Here is a 21,731-nt window from a genome sequence, read left to right as displayed (position 1 = left end):
GCGGTTGCCTGCGGGAACCCTGCCTGCTCGCGCCGCGCGACGCCAGCACTTCCTGCCCGCCGCGCGCGCCGCGCGTCCGAACGACGCTCAGCGCGGGCCGGACCGGCGAAGGTTGTCGGCGGCCAGCCGGTCGAGCGCCGCCGCCGCGAGCCGCTTCGCGCCCTCCCGGGCGTTCTGGAAGTACAGGATGGGGTCCACCAGCTCGGCTTCCATGACCGACAGCCGCCCGTCCACGCGCACGAGGTCGAGCCGGGCGTAAAGCGGTTCGAACGGCAGGGCCGCGAGGATCGCGGCGGCCTGGCGCAGGTCGTCGCCGGCGGGTGTGGCGGGGTCGGTGCTGCCGCCATAGATGCCGTGCGCGCGGAAGTCGCCGGGGGCCGGCTTCTTGAGCAGGGCGTGCGTGAAGGCGTCGCCGACGAAGACGTACATGTACTCGCCTTCGTCCAGCACGCCCTCGATGAGCGGCTGGACGAGGAAGTCCCCGCCCGGAGCCGCGGCCATGTCGCGTCGCAGCTCGCGGGCCACTTCGGTCGCCGCGACCCTGCGGACGCCGCAGGCGCCGCCTCCGACGCGCGGTTTGATCACCGAGCCGGCGTTGCCTCCGGCGAGCACCCACGCCTGCAGTTCCTCGGGGCTCGCCGACGACGCCAGGCGCGTGGGCACCACCGGCACGCCGCGTTCGGCCAACTCGACCAGGTAGGCCTTGTCCACGTTCCAGCGAATGGACTCGATCGGGTTCAGCACCCGGCAGCGCGACGCCTCGATGCGCGCCAGCGCCGCGAGGAAGCCGGCGAGGTCGTCAATGTAGTCCCACGTGCTGCGGACGAGGGCGAGGTCGTACCGGCCCCAGTCGATCGCCGGGTCGCTCCACGCGACGATGTCCGACTCGGCGCCCAGGCCCGTGAACGCCGCGGCGAGCAGCCGTTCGTCGGCGAAATACTCGTCGAGGTTCGGCACCTCCCAGGTGACGAACCTGGGCAGCCTCGCGCACCTGAGGATCGCGACGCGCATGGGGCCTCCGTGGGTCGTCCTACAGCGCGCGCGTCATGAACACGCTGTTTGGGTCGTCGGTGTAGCCGGCGAATGGCCCGCACCGAGCGAAGCCGAAGCTCTCGTAGAGCCGCCGCGCGGGCTCGAACTCGGGCTGCGAGCCGGTCTCGAGACTGAGCCGCGCGTAGCCCCGGCGGTTCGCCTCGGCGAGGATGTGCGCGAGCAGCGCCCGCGCGACGCCTCGGCGGCGCGCGGACCCGGCGGTGCGCATGGACTTGATCTCGCCGTGACGGGCGTCCAGCTCCTTCAGAGCGCCGCAGCCCAGCAGCGCGCCGCTCTCCCACACGGTCCAGAAGGCGATTCCGGGCTGGCGCAGGCCGTCCAGGTCGAGCGCGTGCACGCTTTCGGGCGGCGAGATGCGGCGCATGTTCGCGAGGTGCTCCTCGAGCAGCGCGCGAATCTCGGGGCCGCGCAGGTCGTCGAGCCGGATCTCCATGCGGCCGTGGTTCAGCGGAGCCTCGTGGGGCGCATCACCCGCCCGCCGGTGCCGGGCCGGGCGCCGTCCCGCGGACCGCCCACGCGCGCGCGCGCAGCCGGATGCGACCGTCGCGTTCGGCCGTGAGCCGGGCGGCGAGCCGGTCCCGAAGCGCATGCTGCTCCCGCGGGGCGAGCGTCGCGACGAAGGCGGGTGCCGGACCGGTGCCGTGCAGGAACGGACTCCAGTAGTCCTCGAACGAGGCGAACTCGGTGACGACCTCGATCGCCTCGCAGCGCACCGCGCCGAGGCCCGCTTCGCGGAAGAGTTCCGCGAGCGCCGGCCCGCGGCAGAGCGGGAAGCGGACGCCCTCGTCGAGCGCCGCGGCGCGTTCGTCCAGCGCGGCGGCTTCGTCCCAGAAAATCCTGAGGAACTCCATGCCTTCGGCGTAATCCCAGACGTACGCGGCGGCGACGCCGCCCGGCCGTAGGCGCGCGCGCACGGCGGCCAGGGCGGCGCCGGGGTCGGACACGAAGTTGAGCACCAGGCCGGAGACGACGGCGTCGAATCCTCCCTCGAGCCGCGGGAGCGCGCCCGCGTCCGCGACGAGGAACGACACGCGCTGATCGGGCAAGCGGGCTCTCGCGTGTCCGACGAAGGCTTCCGACGGATCGCAGGCGACGAGCGTTTCGGGTGCGCACGAGTGGCGGATCGCGGCCGTGAGGGCGCCGGTGCCGCAGCCGAACTCGAGCCAGCGGCCGCGCGGCTCGGGGCGCAGCCAGTCCAGGAACGCGGCCGCCATGAGCCGGCTCCAGCGGCCCATGTACATCTCGTAGGCTTCGCCCGCGACCCAGCGGTCGTCCGGTCCGGGGCTTGCGGCGGCCGCCGGCACTTGCGGACGGGGCTCGTCCGAACCGCGGCTCACGAGGGCGGCCTCGATCCCGTCTTCGAATCGCGGCGGGCGGAACGTTCCGCCGGCGCGACGGCAGCCGGCTCCCCGGCCAGCAGCGCGTCGAGCTTCCAGGCGCTCGCCTCGGCGCGGGCCAGCTCACGCCCGATCCAGTTCTCGATGACGGCGAGATCGGCAGGCACAGACGCGCTCTTCGCGGCGAGCGCGAGCAGGGCCGGGAGCGCACGCCACCCGCAGAAGCGCGCGTGCGCCTCGCGGGCGAACCAGCGGACGCCTTCGTGTTCGTTCGCGCCGATCAGCCAGCGCACATCGTCGTCGTCGCGCCAGGGCGGGGTGGCGTCCGCATCGCCGCCAGCGCGCCAGCGGGGGTGCGCCAGCGCGGCGTGCACGAGCGCGGCCGCACGCCAGCGGTCCTCGTCGCTCTCGCCGAGCTTCCGCCACGCGAAGGCGTCGAACACGCCGCGGCGCAGGCGCAGCGCGTCGAACAGGCGCGTCGCGGCTTCCTGCGGGTTCACGGCGTCGGCGGCCCGGCCGAGCGCGCGCGCGGCGAGCCACGCACACGCGACCACCCACGGCGCGGCCGCGCGCGGATTCCCGGCCGCTTCGCCGAGCGGGGCGAGCGGCAGCGCCGCGGCTGCCTCGGAACCGGCACGCCAGGAGTGCTCCGCCACCAGCGCGGGCACGCGCAACAGCGCGGCGAACGCCTCGCCGGCTTCGCGCACGGCGGCGTGCTCGTTGCCGGTCCATGGATCGCCCAGGCCGGCCATGCGCCCGCCGGGTCCGTGCGTGAACGCGCGGGCGCGCGCGATCAACTCGTGCACGTGCCGCTCGAAGTCCTCGCGCCGCTGCGCCGCGCGATGCGCGCCGGCGTCCGCGCTCCCGTCCGCGGCGAGCTCGGCGCGCGCGGCCGCGAAGGCCAGCGACTCGGGCACCGTGGCGAGCGCATGCTGCACGGGCGCGAGCTCGTGTTCGATCAGGTGCTCGTCGAGGTTCCGCACCCCGCGGCCCTGCAGCGAGTGGCAGACCTCGCCCCACGGGCGCCCGTCGTCGTGGACTTCACGCCAGTCGAGCAGCACGCGGGAGCCGTAGCCTTCCAGCTCGACCGGGTAGCCGTGCTGCGCCAGGTCGTGCGTGCGGTGCAGGAACTCGAGCCCGCTCACCAGGTCGCGGCAGCGCATCCAGGGCGCGCGCTGAGGCTCGAGGCCGAACGCTTCGGCGAGCGAGACGCGCCGGCTGGAGCGCGTCCCGCCTTCGTGCTTCACGGCGAACGCCGCCGACAGCCGGATCCAGCCGCGCGCCTGCGCCCAGCGGTTGTGGTACAGGACCAGCGCGCGTTCGTCGCCGCGACGGTTCGAGTAGGCGAACACGTCCTCGTTCACCGTCCCGCCGTCGGTGAAGCAATCGTAGAGCCGGAACTCGCGCGCGCCCGAGAACAGCGCGCGGCGGTGGAGCAGCGGCACGATGCGCCGCCAGTGCTCGGCGACCAGTCCTTCGTCGGGCTGCTCGATCCGCTGCGCGCGCCGGAACTCCATTCCGTACTTTTCCTCGAAGCCCTCGATCTGGCCGTGGCCGAACATCGGCAGGCCCGGCAGTGTCGCGAGCAGCGTGCAGGTGCCGAAGTACTTCTCGCCGCGCCCGAACTGGTCCACGGCGGTGCGCTCGTCGGGGTTGTTCATGAAGTTGACGTAGCGCTGCAGGATGTCGGCGTCGAACTCGATGGTGTTCTTGATGACGCCGCGGTAATTCGCGTTCTGCTCGTCGCGCAGCATGTTCATGAACGCGCTGTTGTAGACACGGTGCATGCCGAGCGTGCGGACGAAGTAGCCCTCCATGAGCCAGAAGGCCTCGGCGAGCAGCAGCGTGCCGGGCGCCTCGGCGGCGACGCGGTCCACGACCTCGCGCCAGAACTCGTGCGGCATGGCCCGCGCGAACTGCTCGGAGGTCATGCCGTGCTCGGCGCGCGAGGGGATCGCGCCGCCCCCGCCGGGCTCGGGATACCAGAGGCGCTGCACGTGCCGGCGCGCGAGCGTCATCGCGGCGTCGAAGCGGATGACCGGGAAGCGGCGGGCGACGTCGAGGATCGTGCGGATCACCTGCTCGCGCGCGGCCGGGTTCAGGTAGTCGAGCTGCGCGGTGTCGTTCCACGGAAAGCTGGTGCCGTCGTTGCCGTGGTACACGAAGCGCTGCTCGCCGCTGCCGCGGTCCACGCGCCGGAAGACGACGGCGGCGTCGCTGCGGTCGTAATAGTGATCCTCGATCCTGAGCTCGACGCGCGGATCGTCGGACAGGTCCGGGCCGTTGAACGTGTAGGCCGGGTAGGGGCTGTGCGGAAGCTGCAGGAACCACTCGGGGTGCTCGATCACCCAGCGCGAATCGAGGCCCATGTGGTTCGGCACCATGTCGCTCGCGAGCCGGATGCCGCGAGCCGCCGCGCGATCGCGCAGCGACCGGCAGGCGTCCTCGCCGCCGAGCTCGGCGGCGATCGCGTAATCGCGCAGCGAATACGCCGAGGCGGCCGCGTCGGGATTGCCGCACAGCTGCTTGATGCGCATGGAAGCGGGGCTGCGCTCCCACAGGCCGATGAGCCACAGGCTGGTGACGCCGAAGGCCGCGAGCCGGTCGAGCTCCTCGTCGGGAATCTGGTCGAGCCGCCGGACCTCGCGGCCGTACTGGCGCGCGAGCTGGTCGAGCCAGACGTTGGCGCTCTTGGCGAGCAGCACGACGCGCGGCATCCACTCCTCGTCGTCGCTGAAGCGTTCGTACTCGACGTCGCCGGCGCCGTAGCGGGGCACGGCTCCGGGGCCGGAGTCGCCGCCGAACTGGCCGCGAGCGGCGAGCCGCCGGGCGTGTTCGCGCGCTTCGAACCAGCGCGCCTCCTCGCGCAGCACGTCGAGGCCGACCAGCACGCGCGACAGCAGGTCGCCGAGCAGCCACGCCCAGTGTTCGCGCACGAACTCGAGCTGCGCGAACAGCGAGTCGGGCCGCGCGAGCGCGGGCGCGCGCAGGAAGTCCAGCAGGTTCGCGCCGCCCGGGCCGAAGTGCGGCCGCGTCTCGAAGTACTCGCGGAGCGCCGCGGTGAGCCGCGGGTAGGCGGTCGCCGCGGCCAGCGGCCGGTCGTCGAACAGCTCGAGGTAGCCGCCGCACGCCGGGTTCGCGGCCGTGAGCCACAGCATCATCAGCTCCTCGAGCGCGAGCGCGCGGTGCGGTACGCCGGCGGTCGTGCCCGCGAGCCACTCGGCGGCGGGCCGCGCCCCGCGGAACACCGCGAGCGGCGGGAACTCGTCCGTGAACGCGAGGAGCGTGCGGTCGAGCGCCTCGCGGCCGAGCCGGGCGGCGAACCAGTCGAGCGCGTCGAGGATCGCCCGCGGGTCGCGCTCGGCGCGAAAGCGGGCGACCGCGAGGTGCATCGCCTCGTCGAGCAGGCCCATCGCGTAGAGGTCGGCGGCCGATGCGACGGGCGCGCCGCCGCGCGCGCGCGTCAGGGCGAGCGCGAATCGCCGTGCCTCCTCGGGACGGCCGAGCACGACCCGGCCGTCGGTGGCGAGCAGCATGCCGTCGAACGCGCAGCGCTCGCGCGCCGCGCGCGAGACGTGGAACTCGAAGGGCAGATCGCGCGACATGGGTTCCCCGGGGCGGAAGTTGGCGGGCAGCATAACAGCCGGTTTGCGCGGCCGTCGGGCCCGCGCCGCGCGCGTCCGCGCGCCGGGCCGGGGAACGCGGGAGGCGGGGGCGCGGCCGCGCCCGGGCGGGCGGGGCGCCGACTCAGGCGGGCGGGCGGATCGCCAGGGTCGCGACGAGCGGCGCGAGCAGCCGGTCGAGCGGATGCTCGGGCCAGCGGTCCTCGTAGAGCGCCGCGAGCACGAAGCCCGCCTCGAGCTGTCCGCCCACCTGTTGCTCGAGCGTGTGCCCGAACGACAGCGGTTCGCCCTCGGCCTCCATGCGTGCGAGCCGCTCGGCGGTGTATGCCTCGAGGTCCGAGTAGGGCAGCGGGTAACGCGCGACGAACTCGCCGCGGTCCACCTCGGCGTCGTCGAACAGATAGAGCGCCGGCTGCACCCAGCCCGCGAGCAGCCGCCCTCCCGGCCGCAGCACGCGGAAGCACTCGCGCCAGACCGGGCCCACGTCGGGCACGAACGCGTTCGAGGCCGGGTGAAAGACGACATCGAACGAGCCGTCGGCGAACCGCGACAGGTCGCGCATGTCGCCCTGCTCGAGGCGGATCGCGAGGCCGTCGCGCGCGGCCACCTCGCGGTCGCGCGCGAGCTGCGCCGGCGAGTTGTCGAGCAGCGTCACGTTCGCTCCGGCGGCGGCGAACACGGGCGCCTGCTGGCCGCCGCCGGAGGCCAGCGCGAGCAGGTCGCGCCCGGCGAGCGGGCCGAACCATTCGCGCGGCACCGCGCGCGTCGGCGTCAGCAGGACCTGCCAGCGCCCCGCGCGCGCGTCGGCGATCACGTCCGGACCGACGGGCACCGTCCAGCGGTTGCCCCGCTCCACCTGACGGTCCCACGCGCGCTGATTGAACTCCCGGACATCCATCGCCAGCCTCCCGTTCATCGTGCGCCGAAGGCGATCGGCGCGTCGTTCAGCGCGGCGCCGCGGCGCCGGCGCCCTTCCCGGTCTCGGCCTGCTCGAGGAACGAGAGCGCGCTGCGGCCGAGCGTGCCGTTGGGGTTCATGCGCAGGCTCATGCCCACGAGCTGCCGGCCCTGGTCGAGCCGGCCGCGCGAGATCGCGATGAGCGCGTCGAGCGCGAGCTGCTCGGGCGTCGTTCCGCGGACCTCGTACATGCGGCGGCTGAGCGAGTCCGCGGTGCGAAGCTCGCCGCGCGCGACGTCGCGGATCGCCAGGTTGAGGAGCACGTTCGCGACCATGGACGGCGACTCGGGCTGTTGCGCGGCCAGTGCGCGCGCGAACAGGTCGCGGGCCCCCGATTCGTCGTTGCGGCTCATGGCCGCGATGCCGAGGCGCCAGTCGCGCCGGGCTTCGACGGACAGCGGAAAGGCGAGCCGGCGGCCGGGTCGCGTGTCGTAGGAGATGGCGAGGTCGGTGCTGTCGAAGGCGACGCCGTCGTTCTCGTAGGCGATGAAACGGGTGGAGGTGTCGCGCGACCAGACCTGCACGGCCGCGTCACGCCGGAATCCGTTGGTGGCCATTTCGGGCAGGCCGAGGTAGACGACCTTCCAGTTCCGGCCGTGCGGCGCGGCCCGCACGAGCGGCCCGGTCGCGGCCACCACCTTCTGCATGCGCGCGAGCCGCGCGAACGAAAGATCCGAAACCGCCGGCGGCGGATCGCCGGTCACGCGCCGGGCCGGTTCCGCGCCCGCGAGCGCGGCGACGCGCAGCGCGACCAGCGCCAGACCGAGCGCCAGGTGCGCGCGCGCGGCGGCGAGACTCATCGCGAAGGCCAGCGCCACGACCGGCACCCACGCGCGCCAGGCGTTCCAGTCGGGCAGCAGCGGGGCCAGCGCCGCGAAGCCGAGCAGCGCGATCAGCAGCGAAGCGGCGACCATGGCCGTGGCGGCGCGCTCGCGATTCGCGAGCGCGGAGCGGACCAGCAGCGCGATCGCCAGCACGAAGAGGATCGCCGTCACCGCCCGCAGCGGTCCTGCGTACAGGGCGGGCAGCGTCTCGACGTTGACCCCCGCCTTGAGCCCGAGCCGGAGCGCGGCGGGCCAGGCGCCCGCGAGCTTCGCCAGTCCGCCGGCGGGCAGCTGGACGCCGTGCGCGAGGGCGGCGCGGTAACCCGCCAGCCACAGCGCGGCGAGCACGGCCGCGAGCGCGGCGTCCATCCACGCCCGCCGGCCCTCGCGGCGCAGCAGTCCGCCGGCGCCGAGCACGACGAAGGCGAGCGCGCCGAGATCGTGCGAGAGCGCCGCGCCGCACGCCGCGAGCGCCGCCGTCCAGCGCCGCCCCGAGAGGACTTCGTGCGTGGTCAGCACGATGCCCAGCGCCGCGAGCAGGTGCTGGCTGCCGCTCGGCCAGGCCACCAGCACGCGCGCCGGCTCGCTCGCGATCACCGCCGCGGCGACCAGCGCCGCCGCGGGCCAGGGCACGACGCGGCGGGCGATGCGCGCGAGCAGCCCGGCCGTGAGCGCGAGGATCGCCACGTGGATCACCGCGACGGCCCACGGCGCGGCCGAGAGCAGCGGAGCCATGAGCGTGAACCACACCTGTCGAGAGAGCGGCCGCCAGTAGTAGGTCGCGCCCATCGAGTCGAGCAGGCCCGGCGGGCCCGGAAGCTGCAGTCGGCGGAGGAACTCGAAGTCGTCGGCGACCGGCGTTCCGAGCGGCGCGCCGCGCAGCGACCAGGCGAGCGCCGCCAGCGCCGCGAGCGGCGAAAGGAGGCAGGCGCGCGCGAGCCAGCCGCCGGCGGCGGCCGGCGGGGGGCGCGCGCCCGGGCGGTCCACGGGCGCGGCGCGGGTCGCGGAGGCCGCGCCCGCGCCGGGCGGCGGAGCCTTCGCCGTCCGCCGGCCCCTTCGGCTCACGAAGCAGGCCCGGGCGGGGCGTCGGATGGCGCCGCGGTCAACGCCGGCGCCGCGAACAGCGCGCGCGCGGGTCCGCGCAGCGTCACGCGGATCGAGTCGGCGGGCGGGACCTGTTCCGGATCGAGCCAGCCCTTGGCCGCCATCTTGCCGGCGATGAAATGCATCTGCGCGCGCGCGAACGGCCGCAACGTGCCGTCGGACGAGAAGCGCCAGCGCCACTTTGCCGGGCTGGGCACGACGATCGCGAGGAACAGGCTCTCGTCGAGCGACAGCCCGGCGGCGTCGGTCGCGAAGAAGTACCGCGCCGCCTCGTCGGCGCCCTGCACGTCGGGGCCCCACTCGATGATGTTGAGGTAGATCTCGAGCAGGCGCTCCTTCGTGAGGCCGGAGAGATGCTCGACGACCCACGCCATCGCCGCCTCCTGCCCCTTGCGCGCGAGCGTGCGGCGGTGGCCGAGCCACAGGTTGCGCGCGACCTGCATGGTGATCGTCCCCGCGCCGCGCTTGTAGGCGCCGGCGCGCAGGTTCGCGGCGATCGCCATGGCGATCGCGCCGGTGTTGAAGCCGTGGTGGTTCCAGAACGCGCCGTCCTCGTTCGTCAGCACCGCGTCGCGCAGGTAGGGGCTGATGCGGGAGAGCGTGCGGAAATGCGGATTGACCGCCGACATCTCGCGCGTCACGACCCGGCCGCGCGGCAGCAGGATGCGCGCGGTGAACGGCCGCGCGAGCGCCGCCGGAGAGGGGCGCGAGAGCGCGTGATCGAGCGCCAGCCCGTGCGGGATCACGTCGGCGTGAAAGCTCACGCTGTCGGGCCGTGCGAAGTCGAGATCGAAGCCGGCGCGCCAGTCGAAGGTGCCGAGCAGCTCCAGTCCCGCGAGCGGGCCGAGCAGCGCGCGCGGCACGCTGGCGAGGATGCGCTTCTCGCTCAGGCTCGTGAGCGCGAGGTCCAGCCGGAAGCGCGGACCGGCGAGCGCGACGACGCCGTCCACGACCCCCTCGATGCGGTCGCCTTCGTCGCCGATCCGCAGCGCGGAGCCGTCGGCGATGCGCAGCTCGCGCCCCCGTTCGTCCTGCGAAACGCGACCGTCGAAGCTGACGACCAGCGGCCTGGCGTTCGGGTTGCCCGGTTCGGGAACGTCGAACTGCGCGCGACCGGTGAGCCGGTCGTCGTCCTGCCAGCGCACGAGCAGGTCGAACGGCACGCGGTCCTCGCCGAACCACGCGCCGGTCAACGCCAGATGGGTCGCCGCCGGCTCGCGGTCGAGCGCCAGCGCCTCCAGGGTGAGCAGGCTGTCGTCGCCGCGCGTGACGGCGACGTCGCTGACGCGCAGCGCGGGCAGTTCGCGGGCCGGCGCGAGCAGCGCGCGCGCCAGCGCCTCGGCCCGCTGGCGTACGGCCGGGGCGACCGGCGGACCGCCGCTCTCGGGCGCCGGCGCGAGCGTGTCGAGGTCGGCCGCCTGCGTGGTCGGCAGGTGCAGCCGCACGCCGTCGAGCGAGACGGCATCGGGCCGCACGTGCAGCGTGATCAGCGGCAGCAGCCGCAGCCGGGCTCCGGCGACCGCGGCGGTGAACAGCGTGTCGCCGCCTTCGCGCCGGGCGACGACGCCACGCAGATCGGCGCGCGCCGGCCAGCCGAGGTCGAAGCGGCGCCAGGTGAGCTCCAGCCCGCGCGCACGCGCCAGCGCGCGGATGCGCGAGGCGGCGAGCGGCCGCAGGAGCGCGAAGGCGGCGACGCCGAGGGCGATGAGCGCCGCGAGGACGATCGCGACGGGGCGGGCGATGCGGAGGATCTTCATGCGCCCGGCAGGTTAACCGCGCGGGCCGCGGACGCGCCACGGGCGGGAGCGGCCCGGCGGAATGGCCTGCCGGGCCGGAAGGTCGGAGTTCGGCGGCCGCCCGGCGGATCCGGCGACCGCGTTCCGCGCGCGGAGTCGTCGGGCGTGCGGCGCCCGGCGATCAGGAAACCGCGGCCGCTCGTGCCTCGGTCCACTCGCGCCAGAGCCTGGGCGCCTCGCTCACGAACGACGCGTGGCGCGGCACCCAGCCCAGTTCGCGCCGGGCCCTGGCCGAGGTGAACATCGCGTCGCTCAGCAGCGCCTTGCCGAAGACGCCCAGGGTCCGCACGACCTCGTCGGCCGGCAGCGGCTTCGCGGTCGCGCCGGCGGCGGCCGCGGCCGCCTCGGCGAGCTGTTTCACCGTGTGCCGGGAGTCGTCGCACAGCAGGTAGCGCTGCCCGCTTTCGCCGTCCTCGAGCGCCAGCGCGTAGGCCTCGGCGACGTCGTCGCGGTGGACCATGGCCCAGTGCTGCGAGCCGTCACCCGGATAGGTGACGGTCCGGGCGTGCTGCGCTTCGGCGAACCAGGCGCCGAGGATGCCGCGGCCGCCGCCATACACCATGCCGGGGCGCAGGACGATGGTCGCGACCTCGTGCGCGGACAGGTCGAGCGCGACCTCCTCGTGCGCGGCGCGCCACTGCGAGATCTCGAGCGGCCGGATCGGTGCGGACTCGTCGAGCACCTGGCCGTCGGTCGGCCCGTTCACCCATACGCCGCTCGTGTAGAGCACGCGGCGCAGCCGTCCGTCGAGCGCCGCGACCCGGAACGCCTCGAGGGCGTGGTGGTCGGTTTCCGAAGCTCCGGTGCTGGCGTCGAACGCCGCGTGCACGGCGCTGTCGCAGTTCTGAAGAACGCCGATCCAGCTTTCGGCGTCGGCGAGGTCGCCGACCACGGGGTGGACGCCCATGGCTTCGAGCGTGGAGGTGCTCGCGAGGTCGCGGGTGAGGCCGGTCACCTCGTGGCCGGCGCGCGCGAGTCGCGCGGCGATCGCGCTGCCGAGGTAGCCGGTGGCTCCAGTGACGAATACGCGGTGCTTGCTCATTTCGGGCTCCCGGGGATCGGGTTCGCCGGAGGTCTCGGCCGCCGGCGGGCCATCCCGAAGCGAAATTCTCGGGGTGCGTGTGTCGTTCGCGGGTTTCAACGCTCCCGATGCGGGTTCCATTCCCGCCGGCGCGTCAGGTTGCGGACAATCGTGTGAGGGTCCCGCTTCCGACCGCGCGGCAGCGGCGGCGGCGCGGCTATTCGCCGCGGTAGGTGCAGCGGGCGGTGCAGGTTTCGTGGACGGTGATGGCGGACAGGTGCGGGACGAGCGGCTGCAGGCGCTTCCACAGCCACCCGCACAGCACCTCGGAGGTCGGGTTCCCAAGGCCGGGCACGTCGTTGAGCAGCCGGTGATCCAGCTCCTGCTTCAGCACCGGCTCGACGATGGCGCTGATCTCGCCGAAGTCCACGAGCCAGCCCTTCTGCGGGTCCACTTCGCCCGAAAGCGAAACGTCCACGCGGAACGAATGCCCGTGCACGCGGAAACACTTGTGCTCCGGCGGCACCATCGGCAGGCGGTGGGCCGACTCGAAGCGGAATCGCCGGGTCAGTTCGACGCGCAAACGTCAGTCCTCGGGTGATGAAACGTAGCGGGTGGGATCGGGGACTCCCGCGGCGCGAAAACCCCTCGCGCGGAGCCGGCAGGAATCGCAGGCGCCGCAGGCGCGGCCGTCGAGCGCGGGATCGTAGCACGAGTGCGTGAGCGAGTAGTCCACGCCGAGCGAGACGCCGAGCCGGATGATGCCCGCCTTGTCGAGCTGCATCAACGGCGTGTGCACCGTGAAGCGGGCTCCGTGGGCGCCGGCGCGCGTCGCGAGGCGTGCCAGCGCTTCGAAGGCGCGCACGAACTCGGGCCGGCAGTCCGGGTAACCCGAGTAGTCAATCGCGTTCATGCCCGCGACGAGGTCGGCGCTGCCGAGGGTCTCGGCGAGGCCGAGCGCGATCGCGAGAAAGACGGTGTTGCGCGCCGGCACGTAGGTGACCGGGATCTCGGCGGCCATCGCCGCCTCGTCGCGGCCCCGCGGCACCGGCAGGTCGGCGGTGAGCGCGGAGCCGCCGATCGCGCCGAGGTCCACGCGCACGACGCGGTGGTCCACCGCGCCCAGCGCCGCCGCCACGCGGGCCGCCGCCTCGAGCTCGACGCGGTGGCGCTGGCCGTAGTCGAACGCCAGCGACCGGCACTCGAAGCCGCGCGAGCGTGCCCACGCCAGGCACGTCGCCGAATCGAGCCCGCCCGAGAGCAGCACGACCGCGCGCGCGCTCACACGCCCCTCCGCGCGCCCCACAGCCAGACGTGCAGGCGCGGCCCGAAACGCAGGCCCTCCCGCTTGCACACTTCGGCCAGCGCGAGCGCGCGGGCGTGAACCGCCGCGTCGGTCAGGCCCTCGGGCATGAGCACGACCCGCGCGCGGGGCAGCGCGCACGCCGCGACCAGGCGCAGCGCGTCCGCCGTGTCGGGGTCCTCGCCGACCACGAGCTTGAAGGTCGTGTTCGGATCGCAGGCGAACGCCGCGGCGTGCCCCCACGTCTCCTCCCAGCGGTCGGTCGCCGAGGGCAGCTTGGGGGAACAGTTGTAGGCCAGTCGCGCGTGCGTGAGCAGCGGCGGTCGCAGGCCGCTGGTTTCGACCTCGACGCGCGGCCACAGACCGAGCGCGGCCGTGAGCAACTCGCGCACGCCCGGGTGCTCGAGCGGCTCGCCGCCGGTGACGACCAGCAGCGGCGCCTCGCCGAGCGCGCGCAATGCGCCGAGCGCCTGCTCGAGCGGTACTTCCCCGCCGCGGGCCGCGTCCCAGGTGTAGCGGCTGTCGCACCAGCGGCAGCCGACGTCGCAACCCTGCAGGCGCAGGAAGTGGGCGGGCGTGCCGGCGGTCGGGCCCTCGCCCTGCAGCGAGAGGAACGATTCGGCGATGCGCAGGGTCGTGGCGGAAGCGGTGGGTTTCATGGCCGCTCCGGGCGCGCGGGGCGCCGCGGATGGAGCATCCCGGCACGCCGCGGACCCGGCTGCCGGGTCCGCGGTCGGGCGCGGTTCAGTGCGCCGCGCCCCGGTGAAGATCGAACTGCTTGTGACAGTTGAAGCACTTCCAGTGATACGCGTCCTGGCCGGCCGGCCACAGCACCCAGTCGTGCCGGCCGCAGCCCGGACACGAGATGTAGGCGCGCTCGGCGTCGTTCCGGCTGGTCGTGGGGTTCGTCATGGCGACTCTCGATCCTCGCGGGGGTGGTGGGACGGCCGCGGGAGTATAGCCACCCGTCGCGGGGCGCGAAAACGGCTCGCGGTCCGCCGGTCGCGCGAAGCCCGTGGCTCCCGCGCCCGGCCGCTCCCGCGGTTCAGGCTTCGCGTCCGGCGAGCAGGTCCGCCAGGCGGGCGACGAACGCCGAGCGCGGCAGCGCCCGATCGAGCCCGGCGGCGAGCGCCGCCTTGCGGGTCTCGATGTCCACGTGCGAGTGAAAGCCGACGAGCGGCACCGCCGCCGTGGCGGCGTCGGCCTTGAGCGCGCGCAGGAGAACCGGCACCTCGGGGCCCGCGTGCAGGTCCACGATCAGCAGGTCGGGCGGCGCGGCCGCGCACGCCGCGTGCGTGCCGGCGAGGGGGACGAACGCGACGCCCACGTCCGCGAGTTTGGCGGTCGCCGCGATCCGGCTCGCGAAGAAGAGGTCGGGCACGACGGCGAGCACGCGGCGGGGCGGAACGGGATCGGCCATGCCGGGGAGTTCTGGAGCCGGGGCCGCGATCCGTCAAGCGTGCGGTGCGACCGGCGCCCGGGCGGGCTCCGCAAAGCATCGCGCCCGGCACCCCATGGGCGCCGGGCGCGAGGACGGCAAGGGGGCCGTCAGCGATACAGCGTCTTGATGCGTCCCCAGCTGCTGTTGCTCGTGGGCGTCGAGCAGTCGGGAGCGTCGAACTTGCCGTTGTTGTGTCCGGTGTAGCCGGCGGGCGGATTCTGCGCGTACCACAGGCCGTCCATGAGCGCGGCGACCTGCACTCCGGCGCAGAACTGGTTCAGGTAGGGGCCGCCCGTGACGCGGTACTTGCCACGGAACGAGCCGCTCACGCTGCCGAGGCTGCTGACCGTGACCTGCGTGACCAGCGAGTCGATCGGCCCGCTCAGGATCACGGTGCCTTCGGCGTACTGCGGCAGCGCCACCCCGGGAAGCGGAACGGTCCCGGAGGTGTACGGCCGCGCGTTCACGGGACCCTCGTAGAGCGCGAAGGTGCCGCCGGTGTACACGGTCGTGTAGCGCGTGCCGCTCGCTCCGAAGGGCGCCGTGGTCGTGCCGCTCGAGACCAGGCCGTTCCACACCATCGTGTACTCGAGCGCCGGATTGTTGGGGTCCAGCGCGGCCAGCGGCGAGCAGAACAGCGACACGGCGAGCACGTTGGTCAGCACGTTGCCCGCGGGCGAGACGTAACCCGTGTATGCGGCCGGGCCTTCCGACGAGAAGCCGTTGGCATCCCACTTCAGCAGGATGTTCGTGCCGGTCCCCGAAACGCACTGGGCATTGGCGAGGGGAGCCATGACCGCCGGCGCGAGCACCGCGATCAGAGCCGCCAACCCGATGTACCTCTTCATGTCCTACCTCCCATGGGGCGAGACGCCCGGATGTCAGGTCTGGTCAGCGGTAAAGGCGCTTGATCGAGCCCCACGAGCGATGCGCCGCGGGGGTCACGGAGGGAATCTGGACTTCGCCGCTCAGCTGGTTCACGTAGCCCTCGGGGATCGTCGAGTTCGGACGCCCGGCGGTGCCGCTCATGACCCAGCCCGCGCGCTGCGCGGCCGGCACGGCCCCGAGCTGCGAGCCTTCGTCGAGCGACGCCTGGCAATCGAAGTTGCCCGAGTTGATCGTGTAGTCGTACACGAGCACGAGGTTCGTGATGTCGGCGCCGAGGATCAGCGTGCCGTCAATGAACGTGGACGGCGAGGTCGCGTTCACCGGGTTCACGCCGTAGACGGCGTTGTGGTTCGTGTCCTCGTACAGTCGGAATCGCGCGTGCGGCGCGAACACCACCTCGAGCACCTGGCCGTCCCAGTAAACCGACGACGCCATCGCCTCGGCGAGGTGGAACGTGTGCTCGTCCGCCGCGTTCGTGACGCCCGCGAGCAGCGGGCTCATCGAGGTCACGAAGCCGACCGCGCAATACTCGTCGTTCAGCGCGAGGAAGGGCGTCGGAATCGCTCCGCCGCCGGGGATCGCGGGCACGACGTAGTCGTAACCGGTGAAGCCGCACAGGAACTCCCGCGTGGCCGACTGTGCCGGCGCGGCGAAGAGGACGAGTGCGGCAAGGAACACCAATCGTGGCAGTCTCTTCATCGAGCACCTCCCGGTGGTTTCACCCAACAGCGAAGTCGGTCGAGCCTTTCCGTTCGTCGAACCCGAGGAGGCCGCGCACTCGCGGATGCGCAGGCGTGGGAGCGGGGGCCACGTCCTCGGACAACGATCTACGAACAGGAAGACGCTCCGCTGGGGTCAGAGCGTTGTTCCGGCAACGTCACATCAGGAATCTGGTGTCAGCGCGCTTCGCCGCTTGCGGGTGGCGGCTGTTCGGGCGCCAGTATCGCCGAGAGACTGCCCTGCCGCAACGTCATAGTTGCCTTCACCGCATATGTTTGCGCAAATCGCAGGAGCGAAGGTCTTTCAGCCCCGCTAAACACTCTGGCCGGTCCCCATGTCGCGCCGCGAGAGGATCAGTCCGGCGCCCGCCGTGGCGATGCCGGCGACTGCCAGGCTCGAGCCCAGCAGCAGCCCTGCGGGCGGGCCCAGTCCCGAGAAGGCAAGCCCAAGCCAGCCAGCGGCCTGCACAAGCAGGAGCGCCGTTCCCGCCAGTCGCCCGGCCGGACTCAGCATGGCCCTGGGGTGGTTCCAGTCCGGGTCGGCGAAGGCGGCCCCGGTCAGCAGCCCGAGCGAGATCGAGACGGCCGCCGCCGACAGCGTCCACTCCGCCAGCGGCGCCAGCGCGCCGACGGGCAGGTGGAAGCCGACCATCACCGCCGCGCCGGCCGGCACGAGCATCGCCGCCGCCAGCGCGCCGACCCCCGCGAGCCTGCCCAGCACCCAGCGCATCGCGCCGGTCGGCGCGATGCGCGCCCACGCGACGCCGCCCCGCTCGAGCGCGAACGCCCGCGCCCCGACCTCGTAGCCGATGCCGACCGCGAGCAGCACGAGCATCGAGCGCGCGAGCTCCCGCTCGGGCGCCGGCAGCAGCGGGGCCGAGAGCAGCGGCAGCAGCATCCACAGCAGCGAGGCCGCGACGACGTCGGCCGCGACGGTCCACTGGCGCGCGAAGAGCCGTGCGTCGCGGAAAAGGAAGGCCCCGGCGAGCGTGGCCCGCACGAGCCGGCCGCGCGCGACGACGAGCCGGCGCGGCGCCTCCTGGGAACGGTCGAGCGCCGCCTCGAGATGCCGCCGCGTGCTCCACCAGGCGAGCGCGAGCCCGGCGATGGCCGACAGCGCGAGCCAGCCCATCGCCCCGGCGCGGGGTCCATCCGTCGCGAGCGCCTGCGCGGCGAGGGTGGAGGGCAGCCAGCGCGGCGGCGCGGGCAGTGCTCCGATCGCGCCGGCCGCGACTTCGTCGAACCCGGCGCGCGGCACGAGCAGCGCGTTCGCGAGCCAGGCCGCGACGAGCGCGAAGGTCGCGAGCATGCCGAGCAGGTCGCGCGCCCTCGCGGGCGGCAGCGCGCGCGCGAGCGGCAGCGCGAGCGCGAGCCCGGCGCCGAGGGGCGCGAGCCACAGCGCGAGCAGCGCCGGCACGGCGCCCGCCAGATCCGGCGCGCGCAGGCCGTAGGCGCTCGCGAATGCCGCCGTCGCGGGCAGCGCGAGGGTGAGCACGATGGGCAGCGAGCGCGGGAGCGCGTCCAGCAGGCGGAGCGCGGTGAGCGCGCGCGGCGAGAGCGGCGCGGCGCGCAGCAGGTCCAGGTCGGGGGCGGTGACGAGCGCGGCCAGCGCTTCGTGCAGGTCGAAGACGAGCACGCCGGTCAGCGTCGCGGTGAACAGCCAGGCGAGCAGAACCCGCGCCCCGGCCTCGGGCAGCCCGGCGGAGCGCAGGCCGCCGAACGCCATCGCGAGCGCGGCGCCGAGCGCGGCGGCGAGCAGCAGCGCGAGCGCCGCCGTCGCCACGCCCGCCCGCGGCCGCAGGCGCCCGCGAGAGCGCGTCCACAGCCAGGCGCGCACCAGCGCGAGGCGGCTGCGGACGACGCCCGCGACGTTCACGGCTCCGTCCGCTCGGCCGCCAGCTCGAGGAACAGCGTCTCGAGCGTGGCGTCGCCGCGCGCACCGCGCAGCTCGGCGAGCGTGCCGGAGGCGACCACGCGCCCGCGCCGCAGCATCACGACCCGGTCGCAGAATCGCTCGGCCACCTCGAGCTGGTGCGTCGAGACCAGCACGCCGGCGCCGGCGGCGGTGCGCTCGCGCAGGAGCTGCTTCAGGACGAAGGCCGAAGGCGGATCGAGCCCGGCGAGCGGCTCGTCGAGCAGCAGCGCCGGCGGTTCGTGCAGCAGCGCGGCCGCGACCGCGATCTTCTGCCGCGTGCCGAGCGAGGCGCCTTCGATGAGCGCGTCGGCGGCGTCGCCGAGCGCGAGCCGGCCGAGCAGCGCGTGGATGCGCGCTTCGGCGAGGGCCGGGGGCACGCCGTAGAGCGCGGCGATGAAGCCGAGGAACTCGGGCGGCGAGAGGCGTTCGTAGAGGTACGGCCGGTCGGGCACGAAGCCGAGCGCCGCCTTCGCCTCGCGGGGCGCGCGCCACAGATCGTGCCCGTCCACCTCGATCCGGCCGGCGTGCGGGCGCAGCAGCCCCGAAGCGCAGCGCAGCGTCGTCGTCTTGCCCGCGCCGTTGGCGCCGAGGAAGCCGACGATTTCTCCCGCGCGCACTTCGAGCGAGACGTCGGCGACCGCGACGTGCGCGCCGAAGCGGCGCTGCAGGCCGTGGATCGAGAGCCGGACCGGCGCGGACGACATCAGGCCCCGAGCGCGCGCGCGAGCATCGGCAGGCTCGTGTCGTAGCGGTAGGGCACGTTCATGTGCCCGTCGTCGAACTCCTCGTAAGTGTGCGTGACGCCGAGCCTCGTCAGCTCGCGCGTCATGCGCCGCGCGCCGTGGTGCAGGTGGAACTCGTCCTTCGTCCCGCAGTCGAGGTAGAGCAGCGCGAGCGAGCGCAGGGCCTCCGCGTGGCGGGCGGCGATGCGCAGCGGGTCGTGCTCGAGCCAGCGGGCCCACACGTCGTCGCGCAGCGCCGAGGTCGCGAGGTCGAACGGCAGCGCGATGCCCAGCTCGGCGGCAGGGTCGGGCGAATAGCAGGCCGCCATCGCCAGGATGTTGAGGGCGAGGAAGTCGTCCTTGCCCTTCTGGGGCCGCCGCTCGAAGGCCTCGAGGAACGCCCGCGGGCCTCCCGCCTCCTGGAGCACCGAGCAGGCCCGGGGCAGGTCGGGTCCGTAGCAGAACTCGAAGTACATGTCGCCGCTGTGGCAGGCGACCGCGGCGAAGACGTCGGCGTGCTTCATCCCGAGCGTGATCGCGCCGAAGCCGCCAGACGACTTGCCGGCGACGCCGCGGGCCTCGCGCGTGCCGCGCGTGCGGAAGTTCGCGTCCACCCACGGCACGAGTTCGGCGACGAGGTGACGGGCGTACGGGCCGGTCGCCGCCGAGTCGAGGTACTGGGAGCCTCCGTAGCGCGTCAGGGCGTCGGGCATGACGACGATCATCTCGCCGCAGCGGCCCGAGCCGACGAGGGCGTCGAGCCGGTCGTCGAGCGACGGGGACCAGGCGTTGTCGTTGAGCAGCATCCGGCCGCGCCCGGTGAAGCCGCTGAGCACGTAGACGACCGGATAGCGGCGGGCGGGCTCCACGTCGTACGAGGGCGGAATCCACACCGGAATGCGCCGCACGTGCGGATCTCCGGCTGGATTGCCGCGCAGGATGTCGCTGTCGAACTCGACCAGCATCACGCGTCCTCGTCTCATCGGTCCTCCCGGGGTGCCGGCGGAAGGGGCAGCGTGGCCACGCCGCGTACGCCGGGTGTGCGCGCCGCGAGCTGTGCTTCGAGGCGCGTGATCGTCGTGTCGGACTTCCATTCGGAGCGGGTCGCTGCGATCGCCGCCAGTTCCTGGCGTGCCGGGTCGTCGAGCCGCGCCGCGAGCAGCCCGGAAACCAGCGCGGCGCGCGCCGACAGGTCGCCCGGCAGCAGGAACGCGGTCACCTTCGACTCGAGCAGCGCGAACTTGGGGCTGCGCCCGCGCAGCAGCTCGGCGAGCGCCGCGTGCACCTCGGGCCGGCCGACGCCCGATCGGAGCGCGCCGAACAGGCAGCGCCGCACGCCGGTCGTGTCGCCCTCGGCGAGCGCCGTCACGGCGCCGCGCATCCACGCCCGGTACATCGTCGTGTCGTCGGCGGCGCCGAACTCCGACCAGGCCGCCTCGGCCGCCGCGCGCCGCCCGCTCCAGAGTTGCGCCCAGCCGGACCAGTAGAGCAGGTCCTCGCGCAGCTCCCCCGCCTCGCTGCCGCGGCGGAACGCGTCGAGCGCCCCGCGCGGGCGATCGAGCAGCAGCAGGTCGGCGCCGACCTGGAAGAACGGATCGCGCGCATTCGCGTACAGGCGCTCGAAGTCGAGGCCGTTCCAGTAGAGGAAAACGCACGGCGCCTCGCCGGCGGTGGCGGCGGAGAACTCCGAGTAGAAGTGCGACTCCAGCGACGGGTCGCGGTAGGCCGCGCGGATCGCGGCGCCGTTGCCCATCTGGAAGCCGGCGAAGGGCGGCAGCGTCGCGAGGAAGAACCGCGTGCCGTGGGCCGGCGAGGGTGCGACGCGCAGCAGCGCCGCGCGCAGCCGCGCCGACAGCGCGGCGCCGCGCGCGAAGTAGTGCGCCGTCAGGTGCGAGGTCCAGCCCCAGGCGTTCTCGCTCACCGCGAACGACGGCGCGGCGCTCGCCGCCGCGTGCCACCACAGGGCGACCGCCACCGCGACGGCGAGCGCCCATCGCGACAGCCGCGCGGCATGCGCGGCCACCAGCACCGCGCCGCCCACTGCGGCCAGCGTGTAGAAGTAGGCGCTCCAGGCGCGCACGACCGGCGCGACCGGGATCGCGAACGCGACGAGCCAGGCCAGCCCGAAGAGATTCGCGTGGCCCGCGTGCATGGCCGGTCGCGGTCCCTGCGCGGGCGCGTCCGAGGGCGCCCACAGCGCCAGCGCGCTGAAGGCCGCGAGCGCCGCGAACGAAGGCAGCGTCCCGCCGAGCGCGCGCAGCGTGCCGGCGGGCGCCTCGAGCCCGGCGAGCGACTGCGCGAGGTGCGCCCACGCGGCGGCGAACTCGGCGAGGCCAAAGTGCAGCGCGGCGGGCGCGGCGGCGCGCGCGCGCAGCGCCAGCTCGCCGAGCGCCCAGACGAGCAGCGGCGCCGCGAAGGGCGCGACGCGGCGCAGCGCCGCGCCGGGCCGGGAGCCCTCGAGTCGCCATGCCCACACGAACAGCAGCGCCGGCAGCGGCGTCGCCGATTCCTTCGCGAGCACCGCCGCGAGGAAGGCGAGCAGCGCCAGCCGGTCACGGCCGCGGCGGAAGAGCGCGAGCGCGCCGAGCGCGCCGACCAGCGCGAGCAGGTCCTGGCAGCACGAGATCCAGGTCAGGTTGACGCGCTGAAGCGGCAGCACGGCGAAGTAGAGCAGGCCGGCCAGTACGCCGGCCCGCGGCGCGAAGGCGCGCAGCAGGTCCGCCAGGAGCGCGAGCGCGGCAAGGAAGAGCGCGAGGTTCGCGAGATGGAGCGCCAGCGGATTTCCGCCGGCCAGCGGCCCGAGCACCCCGAACCACAACTGCCGCGAAAGCGGCCGGAAGTAGTTGGCCAGCGCCCCGCCCGCCGGCGCCCAGGGCCCCCCCGCGGCGGCCTCGAGGAACAGGTAGTCGTCATTCAGCAGCCCCGAACGCAGCGCGCCCGCGTAAAGGGCGATCACGCCGGCGGCCAGCAGGAGCGCGGCCGGCCAGCGGCTTCTGGCGGGGTTCACGGGCACGGCCGCGCACTGTAG

General features: G+C 74.1%; 19 protein-coding genes. All 19 read right to left on the bottom strand.

The window, feature by feature from the left end; translation table 11 throughout:
* Positions 1-87: 87 nt before the first annotated feature.
* Entirely contained in the window at positions 88-1,011 is a 924-nt protein-coding gene (locus IT347_14235) for a hypothetical protein (GenBank protein MCC6350741.1), read from the bottom strand.
* 19 nt (positions 1,012-1,030) lie between these two features.
* The gene (locus IT347_14230; GenBank protein ID MCC6350740.1) at positions 1,031-1,486 is read right to left on the bottom strand and encodes a GNAT family N-acetyltransferase; all 456 of its coding nucleotides are present in this window, start codon (positions 1,484-1,486) and stop codon (positions 1,031-1,033) included.
* 34 nt (positions 1,487-1,520) lie between these two features.
* Positions 1,521-2,294, bottom strand: a complete 774-nt coding sequence (locus tag IT347_14225) for a class I SAM-dependent methyltransferase (protein MCC6350739.1) — start codon at positions 2,292-2,294, stop codon at positions 1,521-1,523.
* Positions 2,295-2,386: 92 nt separating this feature from the next.
* Complete coding sequence (locus IT347_14220) at positions 2,387-5,995, bottom strand: alpha-amylase (protein MCC6350738.1); 3,609 nt, start codon at positions 5,993-5,995, stop codon at positions 2,387-2,389.
* Positions 5,996-6,137: 142 nt separating this feature from the next.
* Entirely contained in the window at positions 6,138-6,911 is a 774-nt protein-coding gene (locus IT347_14215) for a class I SAM-dependent methyltransferase (GenBank protein ID MCC6350737.1), read from the bottom strand.
* 46 nt (positions 6,912-6,957) lie between these two features.
* Positions 6,958-8,859 carry a hypothetical protein gene (locus IT347_14210; GenBank protein ID MCC6350736.1) on the bottom strand — a complete coding sequence of 634 codons (1,902 nt, stop codon included), beginning with the start codon at positions 8,857-8,859 and terminating at the stop codon, positions 6,958-6,960.
* Positions 8,856-10,655: a transglycosylase domain-containing protein gene (locus IT347_14205; protein MCC6350735.1), complete on the bottom strand. Its 1,800-nt coding sequence runs from the start codon at positions 10,653-10,655 to the stop codon at positions 8,856-8,858. The genes IT347_14210 and IT347_14205 overlap by 4 nt, the downstream gene beginning before the upstream one ends.
* A gap of 160 nt (positions 10,656-10,815) precedes the next feature.
* Positions 10,816-11,736 carry an NAD-dependent epimerase/dehydratase family protein gene (locus IT347_14200; GenBank protein ID MCC6350734.1) on the bottom strand — a complete coding sequence of 307 codons (921 nt, stop codon included), beginning with the start codon at positions 11,734-11,736 and terminating at the stop codon, positions 10,816-10,818.
* A 196-nt stretch (positions 11,737-11,932) separates the two neighbouring features.
* A complete protein-coding gene (gene queD, locus IT347_14195; protein MCC6350733.1) occupies positions 11,933-12,298 on the bottom strand; it encodes a 6-carboxytetrahydropterin synthase QueD in 366 nt (121 codons plus the stop codon).
* A 3-nt stretch (positions 12,299-12,301) separates the two neighbouring features.
* A complete protein-coding gene (gene queC / locus IT347_14190) occupies positions 12,302-13,000 on the bottom strand; it encodes a 7-cyano-7-deazaguanine synthase QueC (protein ID MCC6350732.1) in 699 nt (232 codons plus the stop codon).
* Positions 12,997-13,677 (bottom strand): 7-carboxy-7-deazaguanine synthase QueE, encoded by a 681-nt coding sequence (locus tag IT347_14185; GenBank protein MCC6350731.1) that lies wholly within the window; start codon positions 13,675-13,677, stop codon positions 12,997-12,999. Before IT347_14185 ends, queC begins: the two co-directional genes overlap by 4 nt.
* An 85-nt stretch (positions 13,678-13,762) precedes the next feature.
* Positions 13,763-13,930: a hypothetical protein gene (locus IT347_14180; GenBank protein MCC6350730.1), complete on the bottom strand. Its 168-nt coding sequence runs from the start codon at positions 13,928-13,930 to the stop codon at positions 13,763-13,765.
* Between the two features lie 133 nt (positions 13,931-14,063).
* Positions 14,064-14,438 carry a hypothetical protein gene (locus IT347_14175; GenBank protein ID MCC6350729.1) on the bottom strand — a complete coding sequence of 125 codons (375 nt, stop codon included), beginning with the start codon at positions 14,436-14,438 and terminating at the stop codon, positions 14,064-14,066.
* 128 nt (positions 14,439-14,566) lie between these two features.
* Complete coding sequence (locus IT347_14170) at positions 14,567-15,307, bottom strand: hypothetical protein (GenBank protein MCC6350728.1); 741 nt, start codon at positions 15,305-15,307, stop codon at positions 14,567-14,569.
* 43 nt (positions 15,308-15,350) lie between these two features.
* Complete coding sequence (locus IT347_14165; GenBank protein ID MCC6350727.1) at positions 15,351-16,046, bottom strand: hypothetical protein; 696 nt, start codon at positions 16,044-16,046, stop codon at positions 15,351-15,353.
* Positions 16,047-16,379: 333 nt separating this feature from the next.
* Entirely contained in the window at positions 16,380-17,942 is a 1,563-nt protein-coding gene (locus tag IT347_14160) for a hypothetical protein (protein ID MCC6350726.1), read from the bottom strand.
* Positions 17,939-18,685, bottom strand: coding sequence for an ABC transporter ATP-binding protein (locus IT347_14155; protein ID MCC6350725.1), 747 nt, complete (start codon positions 18,683-18,685; stop codon positions 17,939-17,941). Before IT347_14155 ends, IT347_14160 begins: the two co-directional genes overlap by 4 nt.
* Positions 18,685-19,686 carry an esterase gene (locus IT347_14150; GenBank protein MCC6350724.1) on the bottom strand — a complete coding sequence of 334 codons (1,002 nt, stop codon included), beginning with the start codon at positions 19,684-19,686 and terminating at the stop codon, positions 18,685-18,687. Before IT347_14150 ends, IT347_14155 begins: the two co-directional genes overlap by 1 nt.
* Positions 19,683-21,710 carry a hypothetical protein gene (locus IT347_14145; protein MCC6350723.1) on the bottom strand — a complete coding sequence of 676 codons (2,028 nt, stop codon included), beginning with the start codon at positions 21,708-21,710 and terminating at the stop codon, positions 19,683-19,685. Before IT347_14145 ends, IT347_14150 begins: the two co-directional genes overlap by 4 nt.
* Positions 21,711-21,731 lie beyond the last annotated feature (21 nt).

Source organism: Candidatus Eisenbacteria bacterium (genome assembly GCA_020847735.1).
Classification (GTDB): Bacteria; Eisenbacteria; RBG-16-71-46; order RBG-16-71-46; family RBG-16-71-46; genus CAIXRL01.
This window is presented reverse-complemented; position numbering and strand designations above follow the sequence as displayed.